Raw genomic sequence first — 14,717 nt, 5'->3', positions numbered from 1 at the left:
CATTGACTCTTTTATTTTTTTGCTAAAGCTAGGTCGTAAGAGATGGTAACTTCATCACGTACACTTAAAAAAAGCAACGTAGGAGGCTCGATACCAAAGTCGCTCATTTTGATGCTAAAGCCACCTTTGAGTTTAAGAAGATCGTTTTGATCTGTAATGTCCGCTTTTGTGTCGATCTCTTTGATCTGTTTGTTGAGAGAGAGTACGCCTACAAGATGGTAGCCATCCGCCTCTTTTTTGAGCTCTTTAAGTGTAAAGGTAGTGATGGGGTGTTCTTTTACATGTAAAGTTTCATGCATGTGTTCATCGCGCTTTTCATTTTCGCTTTTGAGGCTTAAAAGTTCCATTGAGATTTCACCCTTAAGGGATTCTAACGTTTCGTCCATACTGAGTTTGGTTGTAATATGGCTACATTTTGGCGCAATGTTGCTATCGCCTAAAATCTCTGTTTGAGCTTGGATGAATCCCTCTTTATAATTGACCTCGCGGGCGAAAGAGGCACTGGTAAGAAGAGAAGTTGTAAGAACGGCTAACGCAATTTTACTGAACATGGTTGATCCTTTTTTGAGAAGTTTGATAAATAAAACTATAAATTTCGGTACATAAAAGTACACAAATCATCATAACACCCACATAGGTGTAACCTCCTAGCGCACTCATAAGTCCACCACCACCTGCGATCCAGCCTGTAAAGACCATAATCATGCCAAGCAATCTAAGATTGCCAAGTCTTGAGAGTCGTTTCATAATGACAAAGTTGTAGTATGAAATGACAAACGGATAAATCATACTTAAAAGCACAGCTTCGCGCGCAGCGTAGAGCATGTAACTGAGTGCAAACAAAAGAGCGATGATAAACGAGTGATGTTCTCTAAGTGTGTCACGAAGCAGATACGCTACACCCATTCCCACGAGGTGAAACACCAAGATAATGTGCCATGTCTCCGCTCTCCAGATAGAGATGTCAGAACTACGTGAAAGTGTTTCAAAAAGGTTGGCATCTAAAAATGCCCAAACCGCCATCGCTAAAACCGCGTAGATACTCAAGCTCTCAGACTCTATTTCTTCAGGATGTTCTGGCAAACGGTGGATAAAAAAGCTACATGCAAACGCAATGAGGGAGAGTCCAATGGCTAGGTTACCCCTCAAAATAGGCTCATACGTAAAGAGTGCCGTAGAGAGAGCATAGGTAACGCCAAGGGCTATGGCGATTTCTGTGTAGTGACCTTTGGTAAATTTAATGAGCAGTGGAGCGCTCATACCAAGACTGATGCCAAGTGCGCCTAAAACCACAAGATTTAAAGAGGGGTAAAAGAGCGAACAGAGTGCTTGAAGCCCTACAAAAAAGATGATCTTTTTTTGGTCGGTGTTTAACCAGCCAAATGAGCGATACACCAGTAAACTTCCCAGAATACCACCGAGTGGAAGGGTAAAGAAAGCTTGGATGTCTGAGTGAAATACTTCAATAATTCCCGTTTGTGCGATGAGCAAATAGTAACAAAACTCACTCGCGACAAAGAGTGTAAAAAGGGCATTAAACATAGAGCCTCCTTTCAAATTTTGATGCAAACATAACATAAACAGATGCAAAAACAAGGTCATACAACGCAATGAGCATCGCTTCAATCCCCAGTTGATGGGAAAGATAAAGCGATAAAAACATAGCAGAAACTGCGATGCGGTTAAACGCACTTATTTTAGCAAGTATGAGCGCATAGGAAGGCTGTAGCAAACCAAAAAGGTGAATGATGCCAGTGGTTGTCATAAATGCAAAGACAATGTACTCGTACTTTCCTTCGAAACCAAATCCCAACAATGGGTACAAGGTCGCGGCAAAGATAAACAAAAAGATACCACCCAGTGCGTCAGAGAGAAAGCCTGTGAGGTGGTAGAGCCTTAGCGTATCAAGTTTTTCCACACCGAGTCCCAACTGTGGGTAAAAAAACCCGATGGTTACAAGAATAATGAACAGACCACACAACATTCGAATCGTCCACAAAAGGTTGATGTCCGCTTGCATAAAGCCCGCTTCCATCATTCCTGCTAAGGAGAGAGCAATGAGCATAAGTGTAAAGCCTAGTGTGTAAAAGAAGCTAAAGGCTTTTTGGTTGAGGTTTTTAAGATACGGTGACACAACTGCCATTGCCATAAAAAAGATGTTAACACCCATAGCGATGTGCGCATGGGCTACAACGAGGTCATTGCGGTGAAACAACCAGCGAATGGAAGGGATAAACAAGATGTTGCCCTCAATGTCCACAAACAAAAAGGAGTACACAGCGATGATGAGGAAAGGGTTATTTTTAAAGGTGATCTTTGCATCACTGAACCATTTAATCAAAAGCGGCACAAAACAAAGGGTAAGGTATTGGAAAAACCACTCTTGGTTGTAGCTAAGATCACCTATAAAAATGCGGTGTGCAACCGAAGCGATGTAACCCACAAGAGGAATGATCCACATCGCATGGTACTTCGCCACAAACGCCTCTTTGGCATGCAGTTTGATGAGGAGGTAAAAAAGTGGAATCAGTGTGTAACTCATGCCGAGCGTATTGTCTCCATGCGGTCCTACAATGGTTTTCTCCACTTGCCCAATGACAGGATTCATCAGCACTAAAAGTGCGATAGGAGAGGCGATGACAAGGTACAAAGAGACTTTGATCCACAATGGAATAACCTTGTACTCTTTGATGTAGTCATACAGCGCTAAGATGTAAAAAACACCCGAAAATGCAAGGATAAAATTGAGCTCATACGCAAAGTCATAAAAAACCAGCCCACGGTGAACGCCCATCAAGAGGCTAATGGTCATAAAGACCAAAAAAATGCACCAGAGAGTAAAGTAGGTTTTTAGTTTTTCAAGCCCTTTTTCACTGTGGATGTTCTCTTTTTCCATCAAAACAAATGGTAAAAAGGAGAGCATCAATGGCACAAAACCATAGAGCATCAACGAGACATGCACACTTCTTGCATTGACCGCTGAGAGTGTGGATGAGGGCAGGAAGTGTCCCAAAAGATTGAGTGAGTATTCAAAGCCAAATGCCAAGCCAAGCACTAAAAAGAGTGAGCTTATGGCAAAGGCTTTTTGTATAAAACTAGAGAATTTTTCCATCTTTTACCTCGATAATTTTGTCTGCATAATCCGATACCTTGCGGTCGTGTGTCGCGATGATGATCGTCGTGCCACTTTTGGAGAGCATTTTGAAAAGCTCATAGATATTTTGCGAATTGTGTGAGTCTAGGTTTCCCGTTGGTTCATCCGCGAAGATGATTTTAGGTGAGTTCACCAATGCCCTGACAATGGCGGCACGTTGGCGTTGCCCGCCTGAAATTTCATCTGGGTATTTGTCTTTAATCGCTTCGATGCCACATTGCTTAAAGAGCGTATCGATGTAGGTACTATTTTTATTGATCGCTGCGAGTTTAATGTTCTCTAAAATCGTTAAATACCCGATGAGGTAGTGAAACTGGAAGATAAACCCAATCTCTTTTTGACGAAACGCATCGATGTCTTTGATGAGTGTGTAGGCTTTTCCCTCAAAGAACAACTCGCCTTTAGTAGGGCGTAGCAAGGAGGAGAGAATGGAGAGTAGGGTGGACTTACCACTGCCACTTTCTCCAACGATAGCGATAAAATCGCCACGCTTGGCTTCAAAGTTGACGTTATCGAGTGCTAGATCATTTTTGTAGAAATGGGTAATTCCCCCTGCTTGAAGTATCATAGCGCACCCCTTTGAATGAGGATGATCGGGTCAATCTTTGATGCGCTATACGCTGGTAACAGTGCGCCTAAAAGTGCCATAAAAAGGGAGAAACAAAAAACAGCGATGATAGTTTCTAAACTGAGCTCACCATTCACATAGCCTTGAAATTTCTCGATGTGCGCGATCATAAAAAGTAACGCTTTGGAGAAGAGAAGCGCTGAGATAAAGCCAACACAGGTGATGACAAACGTTTCACCAACGACCATCGTTATGATGAAATTAGACGACTTTCCAATGGCACGAAGTATGCCAAACTCGCTTCTTCGCTCGTTAATCGTAATGCTTATAAGACTCGTAATTCCCAGCAATCCCATCAAAAAAGCCACCGCGCTGATGACGTTGGAGGAGGTTTCAATGATCTTGAATTGATTGTAATTGTCTACAAACTCATGCGTGGTTTTAGCCTCGATGTCTGAACTTTGCGCATTGATGTTTTCAATAAGTGCATTTGCTTCATATCCCCGCTCCATGCTTACAAGCAAAATGGACGCTTCTTTATTGAAAATAGCACTAGCATCCTCGCGGTTAAGCACAGCACCACCGTCTTCAAAACCGACACCATTTTCAAAGATGCCTGAAACGCTGAACGTTTTGTTCGAGATAGAGACAAATTTAGGTGCATGAAGTCTTGCGTTGATGTTTTTACCCAGGATGACTTCGCCTTTTTTTGGGTAAGCACCTTCGGTGAGCGCATAGGTTTTAAAACGATTTTCACTCACGCCATAAATCGCAGCGATGGGTAGATCGTTAATAGGACTAGCCCCTAAAATGAGTGCGTACACCTCTTTAACGCCAGCGATGTTTTGAATTTTATCTGCAAGTGAAACGTTCACATCGCTGAAAAAGGTATCGGCGATTTTGGCTTGCGTGACGATGATGTCGCCTTCGGTTTTGAGCATCGTGGAGTACATCCCGATGATACCCCGTGAAATCGACGTTATCATAAAGATAGCCGTGATTGCAACGGTGATGCTCGTGTAAATAAGAAATGTTTTAAAGCGATTGCGATTCAGCGCTTTGAAAAAAAGTCCAATCAAGAAAATTCCTTGTCGTGTAATAATTTAATGACAATTTTAGAAAACAAAGATGAACCGAGTATGAATTATCTTTACATGTAAAACATTTGAAAGCAAGATTGACGTACAATGAGACGATAATCACGCATGAAGGCGCGCCATGAAAATTATTGTTTTAGATACCGAAACCACAGGTATGATGGAAAAAGACCGCATCTGTCAGCTGAGTTACTTAGTTTTAAACGAAGAGTTTGAGATTGAGGAGATTCATAACGACCTTTGTATGCCACCACTTCCTATCGCATTCGAGGCAATGGCGATTCACCACATTACCCCTGAAATGCTTGAGGGTGAGCCCTCATGTGTGCAGACAAAAGCCTATAAAAGACTGTGTGAACTCAACATACCGAGCAACATCATTGTCATTCAAAATGCCGCGTTTGATCTTGGAATGCTCTCAAAAGAGGGCTTTACCTCTCAGATGAATCTCATCGACACCTTTCGCATTTTACGTGCTTACTATCCGCTCGATGGCTCATCCTTTAGCTTGCAGTACAAACGCTATCAATGGGGACTCTACCGTGAAGAAGAGGCTCTTGCCAAAAAGCTTGGCATCACCATCAACGCGCATGACGCACTTGGCGATGTTATCGTTCTAAAACACCTCTTTGAACGACTTTGCGAAGAACACTCTATGCCAAAGATGATACTCCTCTGTTCCGAGCCTATAGTGCTAAGCCACATTCCTTACGGTAAAAACAAAGGTAAAAAATTCGCCGATGTCGCACGCACGGATCGCCAAGACCTTCACTACATGCAAAATGCCAACGGACTAGACGCTGATGTCAAAGCTTCCATACTCCACGCCCTCGAAGCCACCAAAGAGAACGTCACTCTAACCATCGGCTTTGGCAAATATGCTGGCAAAACACCCGAGGAAGTTTTAGAGATAGATAGAAACTATCTTTTATGGATGGTCAATAAGATGGATAACCTCAATGCAGAGCTTAAAGAGGCGATAGAGAAGGTTTTGGTTTCGTATCCATAAGAGTTATATATAATTTTTTTTTATGGGTAGTTCACAATTAGTATTGATATATTGCGTTCAATTTGAAGTTTATATTTTATATAATATTAAATCATAAAAGGGGTATTAGCATGGTAATCAAAAAAAGAGTATTTATTAGTTTTGATGTTGATCATGACGAAGGAACAAAACACATGCTTGCTGGTCAAGCAAAATTACCTGATAGTCCATTTGATTTTAAAGATAATTCAGTAAAAGAACATTTAACTGGTGATTGGAAAGAAAAAGTAAAACTTCGTATGAACAATATTGATGTTGTTATAATTCTTTGTGGTACAACAACACATACAGCATCAGGCGTTGCAGCAGAATTATTAATTGCAAAAGAGAAAGGAAAACCTTACTTTTTATTAGCTGCATATTCTGATAGGACATGTACAAAACCTACATCAGCAAGTTCAACGGATAGTATTTATACTTGGACTTGGGAAAACTTGAAAAAACTTATAAATGGTGCACGATAAGAAAGGTTTAAATGAAATTATTTGTAATTCATAGGTTTCAAGAGAGAGACCTTGCAAAAAGAAAACTAAAAAATCTTGCAAAAGAACTATCTATAGAGTTATCGTTAATTTTTTTAGATAGTTCGTATAATGAAGAATGGAAAGAAAAAGCTATTAATGCAATTGCTGAAGCAGAAGCTGTGCTTGTTTTCAATCCTCAAGCATGCAATGAATCAAAGAATGCTAAATGGGAAATTGAAAAAGCACGTGAGTCAAATAAAGAAATAATTAATTTTGATAATAATCAAACTGACCCAGCTTCAATTTTAAAATTAAAGTCATTATATGATTTAAAAGAAGAATTTGAAAAGTGTTTTGTTAATAACAGTGACCAAAATTTTGATTTATACAAGTTAATGATAGATTCATCAGACAAATTAATTGAAAGAAGACAAAAAACAAGTGCGTTTTTTATTACTGTAATTGGTAGTTTACTTGCGATTGCTGGACTCTTGGTAAAAACAGATACTCTCTCTAATGCAAGTTGGTTATTATATGGTTTCTCACTAGTTGGGTTGCTTTTATGTAATTCATGGGGAAATCTTATTGATAATTATGGAAAACTAAACAAAGCAAAATTTGATGTAATTCTTCGGTTAGAAAAAGAGCTTTCATCACAAATATATTTAGCTGAATGGGTGTCTTTAGGAAAAGGATTGCGTCCTAAAAAATATAAATCATTTACTGCAACAGAAAAACATGTACCATTGTTGTTTGCAATATTAATAGGAATATTAACATTAATTACACTTTTTATGAAACATATGTAATGAAAAAAGTGGACGAGGCTTTTACTAAGAGATAAAGGGTTAGGATTAACCTTTTATCTCTTAAAATCCCTTTCAAACACATTTGCCAAACTGCTCAAAAATGGCTTTACATGTAAAGTCATTCTCCCTCACATACAACACTAAAATAGTGTCATAAATAACCACGATAGAAAAGGTTTTGTGGCATATTTGTCCTGAAGCTACGTAAAGCTTTTCTTTTAAGTTTGGTTGTGTTAGCATGAATGCAATGTTCCTTTATGAAAAGTAAGGGGACAGGCTACTTTACAAAACAAACGGAATAATTCTTTTCGTTTGTTGCATATAGCTTTTGTACTCGTTAGACTGCACCATCCACAGCATCTCTTCTTTTTGAGCTTTCAAAAACAGTGTTACAACTAAAAGCACGTAGATAAAAAGACTGAGAATTGTAGGCTTAGACAACACAATCCCAAGCATCATCACAAGCACTGAAAAATACATAGGATGCCTGATGTATCGGTACGCTCCAGTGGTGATGAGTGAGGCATTTTCTTTGATTTCGGGCGTGATGTTAAAGTTGCCAAGTGGATTGTGTTTCACCGTATAGAGTCCAAAGCCACAGCCTAGAATGAAGATGAGTAAAGCAAAGATGGTTGTTGGTATGTGCAAGCCATGTTCTACAAGTAAGATTGCGATGAAGATGAATTGTAACGATACTAAGATGTAGGAGTAGTTTTTGCTCTTCATTTTAACTCTTTGTATGAACATTGCAAAGCCCCAATTTTAAGTGGTTGAAGCTTTACATGTAAAGCTTATTTTGTCTCTTCTACTTTAGCAGAAGCAACAGGTTTTTTAGCGGGCTTTGCGATGATCTCAACATAACACTCGCTCCATTTTTCAGCGTGCGCTTTGTCGATTTCTGCTGTGAAGTCAGCGTGGTGGATGACGTGTGCTGTTTCGCTGGTTTGTCCGAATTTGCAGTCAAAGTCCCAGTAGTGAAAGCCTTCAGGTGTTTTTTTAGCACGTTCACGTTTGAGGTATTTTCGGATTTCATGTTTGATGGACTCTACAAGTCGGTCACTGTTTTTGTTTTCTTCTTGAATGAGAAATATTTTTTTCAAGGATTGCCTTTTAGGGTGTTAATTTTTGAGTTGTCTATTATACTTAATTTCACCTTTGAATGCCTCTTTATTTAAACTCTGCTTTGTATGCATTTTCCAAAACACTCATAAAAGAGGCAGGGTCCATGTAGCCTGTGTACCCTTCGATGATGCTATGGCGCGTTGGTGAGAGAATGGCGTTCGCTGGGGTATATTTGGTACGCAAATCTGCTGGCAAGGCAGGATCATAAAGATCGATTGAGACGAAAACAAATTTTTGGTCTATTTGCTTTCGATACGTTGCGTTGTTAAATATCTCTTTTTGCATTTGCTTACAGTAAGGGCAATTTTCCGTTACAACGTTGACAAGAATGAGCTTTTTCTCTTTAATGGCTCTCGCACTCTCTTCTTCTAAAAAGCTGGCGTGAAGCATCGTCATGCTCATAAATGCTACAAAAAGAAGTCGCAGAAGCGTGTACATGGTTTATCCTTTGTTCGTATAAATAAAGTTTTGTCAAAACTCTAACACAAGCAGGATAAAAGCAACGACACCTCCAATCATGAGTATTCGGCACTCTCTTTAGCTATTGGTGCAACGTATTAACTACATAACATGAGAAGCCCTATGAAGAGCTCATAGGGCTTATGAAAGAGCATGGCGTTTTATTCTGCTTCTAGCATAGCGATGATCTCTTGGGCAATCTGATGCAGCGGAACTTTGGTCTTAACAAGTTCCCCTTTTCTGTAAATGGAAACAACTTCGACCACTTCATCATCAATTTTAGCTTTTGAACCCACAAAACCAAAATCGCCGTTTTCATGGATTCCACACCCTTTTGGACAGCATGACCAGTAAAATTTGAGTTGCTCTTTATGGTTAGGAAATTTTTCAAGCAATGCTTGTGCTACTTTCAATCCTTCTTCTTTTGCTTCGATAATGCCAAAAGGACAATGTTTCTTCCCAGCACATGCAACAATGTTACGGAAGTAACTGTTATCAAAGGTGGCATACTCTTTTACAAAGGCGTCATCCAAGAGAAGATTTTGAGCCCCCACAACAATAAAATTTTGCTCTACACTTAAACGAATTTCACGTGCCTCTTGCATCTGTGCAAATTGGACGGCTTTGAGCAGAGCACTTCCACTAAAAACACCGCAAGGAACAGGGCAATGCAGATGTTTTTGATCTTTGTATGTTGTGATAAACTCAATTTTTCCTTCTTCTTTGGTTAAAATTTCTGGATCGGTAGGGTAGGTTAATCCTTGTTGGTCTTGGACTTCTCGGATGATCTCATCCATTCCTACTTCATCGAGTAAAAAACGAAAGCGGTTTTTGTTGCGGTTGTGTCTAAAGCCGTAGGTTTGAAAGAGCTTTAAGAGCGCTTCGTAAAAAGGTGCTACTTGGTTGGGTGTTAAAAAGAGGTTACTGGGCAAAGAATGATGCCCCACGCGACCGCCCAAGAAAGGAGAAAAGCCAAGCATTCCCTCTTTTTTAGCTAAGACAAATCCGCAGTCTTGTCCGTACACATTGCAACGATTTTGAAGTGCTCCTGTGATGGCGGTATTGAACTTTCGTGGCAAGGAGGCAATCCATTCTTCATTTTTAAGAAAAACAGCTTCCATCTCTTTGACAATCGGTTTACATGTAAGCAGAGAATCTTCACTGATTCCATCCAATGGATCCATAATGATACTGCGGATATTATCGACGCCCGTTTGAAATGAGGTCAGACCAACATGCTCTAATCGGGCAAGAAGATCGGGAATGTTTTCAATCTCAAGGTAACGAAGCTCTATAGCAGCGCGTGTTGTGAGATCCATATAGTCATTGCCATACGATTTGGCAAGTTCTCCTAGGGTTTGCGCTTGCTCTAAACTCAAACAACCGCCACTGGTGCGAATCCGCATCATAAATTGACCCGGGGTGCTTTCTCGATCAAAAATACCAAAGCATTTAAGAAAATAGCTTTTTTCATCTGCTGGTATCGCTTCATACCCCTCTTTAGCATACTGTTTGATGCAGGCAAAGACTTCAAGCGGTGTTTTGGTCTGTTTTAGCTCTTCAATTTTATTGGCAACTTGGTTGACTTTTGCGGAGATTTCTTCTAATTTTGACATGAGATTTCCTTTGGTTAAGATCGAAGGGCTATGCGTGTGATTTTGACGCATGCATGGTTGTAATCAGGCTCTTTGGAGAGCGGGTCATAAAGATCGTTGGTGAGGTAGTTGATGCCACGGTGTGTGACGGGCAGAAACACGCAGCCTTGCGCTATATGTGAAGTGACAATGGCTTTTGCGACAATTTTTCCCCGTAAGGATGCAATTTCGATGAGATCATCGCTCTTTATGCGATACGCCTTTGCGTCTTCTTCGCTGATTTCAACAAATTCCAACGGTTTATGTTTGAGTAACGAGGGCACAAAGCCAGTTTTGGTTCCACTGTGCCATTGATCTCTGGTGCGACCGGTGAGTAAGACAAATGGAAACGCTTTGGTTGGCGCTTCACTGAGTTTTTGATTTTCAACACAAAACAGATGTGCTTTTTGATTGGGTGTTAAAAACGTATTGGTTTCAAACAGTTTTTCTCCCCAACGAAACGGCTTTTCACGAAGGCTATCGTAGTCACATTCGTAGATATTCAAGTGTTTTTTATAGGAGAGTTTTGTCATTGCTTTGTACTCATTAAAAACATCTTTGGCACTTTCATACGCAAAAGCCTCTTTAAAGCCTAAGCGTTGCGCTAATTTTGTAAAGATTTGCCAATCAGGCAATGCATCAATAGAGCGTCTGGTTAGCACCTCTTGTTTGGTGATGAGGCGTTCCATATTGGTTTGGGTTCCCTCTTTCTCTCCCCACGGTGAGGCAGGAAGGCGTAAGTGGGCATAGCTACTGGTTTCACTATCGCGGTACGCATTGATCTCCACAACAAAAGGGATTTTTTGAATGGCTTTTTCAATACGGTGACGATTTGGAAGATGATAGATAGGATCGGTATGGCAAATAATGAGGGTTTCAATTTCACCACGTTCTGCTTGTTCAAAGATCTCCATAGCGGTTAACCCCTCGGTTGTTGCCATCAAAGGTGCACCCCAAAAGTCTTGCACGCTGGCGATGGATGCTTCATCAAACCCCAGATGTACGGCAAGCATCGTTGAAAGACCTCCCACTTCTCGCCCACCCATGGCATTGGGTTGTCCTGTTAAGGAGAATGGACCACACCCTTTTTTATTGATTTTTCCCGTAATGAGGTGCAGGTTGTGAATGGCAAGGTTTTTATCAACCCCTTGGATGCTTTGGTTGATGCCCATTGTCCATGCGGTGATGAAGTTGGGATTTTCATAGATGAGTGCCATGAGTGTCTCAAACTCTTCTTTACTCACGCCACATCGCTTAAGCAGTTTTGTACTCGCCATCTTGGCAAGGTGCGCTTTGAGCGTTTTAAAACCCTCCACATGGGCTTGTAAAAAGAGATGGTCAATCATCATATCATCGCTGATAAGGCGTTTTGCAATGGCATTAAGAAGATCGATGTCTGTGCCTGGCTTGATCTGAAGAAACAAGGTCGCATGTTCTGCTGTCATCGTTTTTCTTGGATCAATCACAACAAGTTTGAGTCCATTTTTTAGAAGTTTTTTGACTTTATTGAAAAAAACGACATGCGCTTCGGCTGGATTTGCACCGATAAGCATCAGCAGATTGGCATCTTCCACATCATCACTGGTGACCGGTACATAATCAACCCCATACGCCTTTTTATGCCCAACCACCGCACTTGCCATACAGGTTCGTGAGTTGGTATCGACGTTAGAGCAGCCTAAAAATCCTTTTGCCAGTTTATTGGCAACATAGTAGTCTTCGCTCATTAGTTGACCTGAGAGATAAAACGCCAATTTATTGGGGGCAGTGTTTTTAATTTTATTGGCAAGAATTCCTAAAGCTATCTCCCAATCAATCTCTTTGAAATCATCATTTATGGTCGTGCGCACGTAAGGTCTTAAAAGCCTAGATGAGGTTTGGATGGATTGCAATTCAGAAACGCCTTTAGCGCACAAAGCTCCCTCATTAATAGGATACCCCACATCGCCAATGAGCCGTGTTTCGTCAAATTCTATTCCGCAACCAACCCCACAATACCCACATACTGATTTAATTTTCATAGCCATTCCTTACTTGTGCTGTGAAATTATACAATCACGAATTCAATAATAATTCAGCTTATATGATTAAAAATTAATCAATAAAACTTAATTTTCAAAATATTTTTTATACTATACTGCTGGCAAGCGTTGATTAAAAAAGGAGATAGCAGATGAAACAGGGGTTTAATGTCACAAAAATAACACTCATGACGTGTTTAGGTTACAGTTTGGCACTCGCTGCACCAGAAAAGACCGATCTCAAAATAGGCTTTATTGCCTTAACGGACTGTGCTCCCATCGTCATTGCAAAAGAGAAGGGCTTTTTTGAAAAGCATGGCTTAAAAGTCCAAGTCCTCAAAGAGGGTGGTGGTTGGGCTGGCATTCAGCAAAAGAGCATCAGTGGAGAGTATGATGCTGTTCATGCACTTGCGGGCATGCCTTTGGCTTCAACCATAGGGATCAATGGCGAAACACCGATGGTTGCCTTAATGTCTTTGGACTTTAACGGCAATGCGATTACCATCAGCAATAAAATGGTTGCGTTGATGGAGCAAGAGGGGTTAGACCCTAAAAAACGCCCCGTTGATGCCAGTTCGCTTAAAAAAGTGATTGAGAAGAAAAAAGCAAAAGAGGGTGCAGGGTTTAAACCTTTTGAATTTGGCATCGTCTATCCCGTTTCCACCCACAACTATGAGATTCGCTACTGGATGGCATCCAGTGGCATTGATCCCGATACCGATGTGACACTCAAAGTCTTCCCACCACCACAAATGGTTGCCAATATGCAAGCAGGAAACATCGATGGTTATGTTGTAGGTGAGCCTTGGAATGAGCGTGCGGTTATGGAGAAGATGGGCAGTGCGTTGATTACCAACTATGACATTTGGAACAATAAGCCTGAAAAAGTACTCCAAACCACCGAAGCATTCACTGCAAAGTACCCTGAGACAACCCAAGCGATGATTAAAGCGGTGATTGAAGCATCCCGTTGGTTGGATGAGTCATGGGAAAACAGACAAGAGGCGGCAAAAATTCTCTCTAAAAAAGAGTATGTCAATGCTCCCTATGATGTTCTTGAAAAGTCTATGACAGGAACGTTTCAGTACCTAAAAGACTATAAGTCTGAAGAGAACCCGATGTTTAATGTTTTCTCCAACAACTATGCTAGCTACCCTTTTAGAAGTCATGGTATGTGGTTTATAACGCAGATGTACCGTTGGGGACAGATCGATAAACCTATCAATATCAAAGAGGTTTCTGAGAGAGTTTACCGAAGCGATCTTTTTGAAAAAGCAGCCAAAGAACTTAACTATAAACTGCCACCAAGTGCTTATAAAATTGAGGGTATTGATCAATACAATAAATTTATTGATGGCAAAGTATTTGACCCCAATAAAGTCATAGAGTATATCTATGGATTTGATGTCAAACATACTAAGGTCAGCAAAGAAGAGTTAGCCAAAGTCAATGCATGGAGTGTGACGACTGCGCAACCGGGTTACTTATGTACCTCTGGCAAGCCAGGCTGTGCCAAATAAGGAGTTAGCATGAAAAAACTTTCAAAACGAAAAGGAGAAGAGCTTTTTTTGAAGCTCTTTTTACCTTTGGTCTTTTTAGGCATTTTGCTGTTAGTGTGGAGTTTGTTGTGTAAGAGTGTGCCAAGTTTTCCAACACCCTCTGGAACATTTGCGAACTTTGTTGAGAAGCTGTCTGACCCTTTTTACATCAACAGTGAGAATGACAAAGGTATTTTTTGGCAGCTCCAAAACTCTTTGTTTCGTGTGTTTGCAGGATTTTCTTTAGCGGTTATCGTCGGTGTACCTGTTGGAATAATGGTTGGTATGAGTAAATATGTCTATTGGATGCTTAATCCATTTATTCAAATTTTTAAACCCGTTTCGCCTTTAGCATGGTTACCACTAGCCCTTTTGGTTTTTAAAGAGATCAATGCAACTGCTGTTCTTGTGCTCTTCATTACCTCAATTTGGCCTATCATTGCTAACACAGCATTAGGTGTTAAAAGTGTCAATGAAGATTATCTCAATGTGGCAAAGGTTCTTAGTTTTAACCCTTTAGAGAAGGTTTTTAAGATTATTTTACCCGTTGCAATTCCTTATATTTTTACAGGTATGCGCCTTTCTCTTGGTATTGGATGGTTGGTTATCGTGGCAGCTGAGATGTTAACAGGTGGTATTGGTATCGGTTTTTGGATTTGGGATGAGTATAACAATCTTAACTATACAAGCATTGTTGTGGGTATTTTGATTGTTGGTATTGTGGGATTTGTGCTCGATCTTATGATGGGATGGCTTGCAAATCGGTTTGATTATAGAACATACGGTGCATAAAAGGAGTAAAT

The 14,717-nt window shown here is 40.5% G+C and carries 16 protein-coding genes; 5 read left to right on the top strand and 11 right to left on the bottom strand.

Going from position 1 to position 14,717, the window contains the following annotated elements:
* Positions 1-11: 11 nt before the first annotated feature.
* The 5 genes from SAR02S_RS10995 to SAR02S_RS10975 are packed head-to-tail and all read right to left on the bottom strand — an operon-like array spanning position 12 to position 4,801.
* Positions 12-551: a YceI family protein gene (locus tag SAR02S_RS10995; RefSeq protein WP_041959699.1), complete on the bottom strand. Its 540-nt coding sequence runs from the start codon at positions 549-551 to the stop codon at positions 12-14.
* Positions 541-1,542 carry a hypothetical protein gene (locus SAR02S_RS10990; RefSeq protein ID WP_052433620.1) on the bottom strand — a complete coding sequence of 334 codons (1,002 nt, stop codon included), beginning with the start codon at positions 1,540-1,542 and terminating at the stop codon, positions 541-543. Before SAR02S_RS10990 ends, SAR02S_RS10995 begins: the two co-directional genes overlap by 11 nt.
* Complete coding sequence (locus SAR02S_RS10985) at positions 1,535-3,112, bottom strand: heme-copper oxidase family protein (RefSeq protein WP_041959698.1); 1,578 nt, start codon at positions 3,110-3,112, stop codon at positions 1,535-1,537. The genes SAR02S_RS10990 and SAR02S_RS10985 overlap by 8 nt, the downstream gene beginning before the upstream one ends.
* Positions 3,096-3,722, bottom strand: coding sequence for an ABC transporter ATP-binding protein (locus tag SAR02S_RS10980; RefSeq protein WP_232294046.1), 627 nt, complete (start codon positions 3,720-3,722; stop codon positions 3,096-3,098). The genes SAR02S_RS10985 and SAR02S_RS10980 overlap by 17 nt, the downstream gene beginning before the upstream one ends.
* Complete coding sequence (locus tag SAR02S_RS10975; RefSeq protein ID WP_041959697.1) at positions 3,719-4,801, bottom strand: ABC transporter permease; 1,083 nt, start codon at positions 4,799-4,801, stop codon at positions 3,719-3,721. Before SAR02S_RS10975 ends, SAR02S_RS10980 begins: the two co-directional genes overlap by 4 nt.
* Before the next feature lie 139 nt (positions 4,802-4,940).
* On the opposite strand from SAR02S_RS10975, the gene SAR02S_RS10970 reads away from it, so the two are divergent.
* The 3 genes from SAR02S_RS10970 to SAR02S_RS13275 all read left to right on the top strand — a co-directional run bounded on the left by SAR02S_RS10970 (position 4,941) and on the right by SAR02S_RS13275 (position 7,140).
* Positions 4,941-5,828 carry a 3'-5' exonuclease gene (locus SAR02S_RS10970; RefSeq protein ID WP_041959696.1) on the top strand — a complete coding sequence of 296 codons (888 nt, stop codon included), beginning with the start codon at positions 4,941-4,943 and terminating at the stop codon, positions 5,826-5,828.
* Between the two features lie 110 nt (positions 5,829-5,938).
* On the top strand, positions 5,939-6,331 hold the full coding sequence (locus SAR02S_RS10965) for a TIR domain-containing protein (RefSeq protein ID WP_041959695.1): 393 nt from the start codon (positions 5,939-5,941) through the stop codon (positions 6,329-6,331).
* Between the two features lie 11 nt (positions 6,332-6,342).
* A complete protein-coding gene (locus SAR02S_RS13275) occupies positions 6,343-7,140 on the top strand; it encodes a RipA family octameric membrane protein (RefSeq protein ID WP_052433619.1) in 798 nt (265 codons plus the stop codon).
* Between the two features lie 72 nt (positions 7,141-7,212).
* On the opposite strand, the gene SAR02S_RS13450 is transcribed toward SAR02S_RS13275, so the two are convergent.
* The 6 genes from SAR02S_RS13450 to SAR02S_RS10935 form a co-directional block, all read right to left on the bottom strand.
* Positions 7,213-7,380: a hypothetical protein gene (locus SAR02S_RS13450; protein ID WP_156961472.1), complete on the bottom strand. Its 168-nt coding sequence runs from the start codon at positions 7,378-7,380 to the stop codon at positions 7,213-7,215.
* A gap of 42 nt (positions 7,381-7,422) precedes the next feature.
* On the bottom strand, positions 7,423-7,866 hold the full coding sequence (locus SAR02S_RS10955) for a methyltransferase family protein (protein ID WP_041959694.1): 444 nt from the start codon (positions 7,864-7,866) through the stop codon (positions 7,423-7,425).
* Between the two features lie 65 nt (positions 7,867-7,931).
* Complete coding sequence (locus SAR02S_RS10950) at positions 7,932-8,240, bottom strand: DUF6172 family protein (protein ID WP_041959693.1); 309 nt, start codon at positions 8,238-8,240, stop codon at positions 7,932-7,934.
* Between the two features lie 67 nt (positions 8,241-8,307).
* Positions 8,308-8,700 (bottom strand): thioredoxin family protein, encoded by a 393-nt coding sequence (locus SAR02S_RS10945; protein ID WP_041959692.1) that lies wholly within the window; start codon positions 8,698-8,700, stop codon positions 8,308-8,310.
* A gap of 182 nt (positions 8,701-8,882) precedes the next feature.
* The gene (locus SAR02S_RS10940; RefSeq protein WP_052433618.1) at positions 8,883-10,337 is read right to left on the bottom strand and encodes a ferredoxin-like domain-containing protein; all 1,455 of its coding nucleotides are present in this window, start codon (positions 10,335-10,337) and stop codon (positions 8,883-8,885) included.
* Positions 10,338-10,351: 14 nt separating this feature from the next.
* Positions 10,352-12,376: a molybdopterin oxidoreductase family protein gene (locus SAR02S_RS10935; protein WP_052433617.1), complete on the bottom strand. Its 2,025-nt coding sequence runs from the start codon at positions 12,374-12,376 to the stop codon at positions 10,352-10,354.
* A gap of 152 nt (positions 12,377-12,528) precedes the next feature.
* Here SAR02S_RS10935 and SAR02S_RS10930 point away from each other — a divergent pair, with 152 nt between their 5' ends.
* Positions 12,529-13,896: a CmpA/NrtA family ABC transporter substrate-binding protein gene (locus tag SAR02S_RS10930; protein ID WP_052433616.1), complete on the top strand. Its 1,368-nt coding sequence runs from the start codon at positions 12,529-12,531 to the stop codon at positions 13,894-13,896.
* A gap of 9 nt (positions 13,897-13,905) precedes the next feature.
* Positions 13,906-14,706 (top strand): nitrate ABC transporter permease, encoded by an 801-nt coding sequence (ntrB, locus tag SAR02S_RS10925; RefSeq protein ID WP_041959690.1) that lies wholly within the window; start codon positions 13,906-13,908, stop codon positions 14,704-14,706.
* Positions 14,707-14,717: the final 11 nt, after the last annotated feature.

Source organism: Sulfurospirillum arsenophilum NBRC 109478, assembly GCF_000813345.1.
In the GTDB taxonomy this organism is placed as follows: domain Bacteria; phylum Campylobacterota; class Campylobacteria; order Campylobacterales; family Sulfurospirillaceae; genus Sulfurospirillum; species Sulfurospirillum arsenophilum.
This window is presented reverse-complemented; position numbering and strand designations above follow the sequence as displayed.